The organism is Cupriavidus sp. WGlv3, assembly GCF_023952475.1.
GTDB lineage: Bacteria > Pseudomonadota > Gammaproteobacteria > Burkholderiales > Burkholderiaceae > Cupriavidus > Cupriavidus phytorum.
The window spans coordinates 1-482 of sequence record NZ_JALHRX010000143.1 but is presented as its reverse complement, the minus strand read 5'-3'; the positions used below and the strand labels follow the sequence as shown (position 1 = coordinate 482).

The window sequence follows — 482 nt, the reverse complement described above, 5'->3', positions numbered from 1 at the left end:
CGAGGCGCTGTACCGTCGCCCCAACACGAGCCGCAAGCATGCGGCGCACAAGATCTGGCCATACCTACTGCGCGACCGGACGATCGATCGCGCCAACCAGGTGTGGGCGCTGGACACGAGCTACATTCCGATGGCGCGGGGCTTCGTGTATCTGATGGCGGTGGTGGACTGGGCGAGCCGCAAAGTACTGGCCCACCGGGTGGCGATCACTCTGGAGAGCTGCCATGCTGTCGAGGCGCTGGAGGAGGCCTTTGCGAAATACGGCACGCCGGAGATCGTCAACACCGACCAGGGCAGCCAGTTCACCGCGACGGGGTTCACAGACGCTGTGCTCGACCGCGGCATCCGACTGTCGATGGACGGCAAGGGCAGTTGGCGCGACAACGTGTTCGTCGAACGCCTTTGGCGCAGCGTCAAATACGAGGAGGTCTACCTGAAAGCCTACGACTCGGTCAGCCATGCGCGCCGCTCTATCGCTAACT

General features: G+C 63.7%; 1 protein-coding gene. It reads left to right on the top strand.

The genetic code is table 11. The annotated features are described in order from the left end of the window. Window positions 1-482: DDE-type integrase/transposase/recombinase (locus tag MKD38_RS30895; protein WP_252669803.1), on the top strand; the 482-nt coding region annotated here is incomplete at both ends.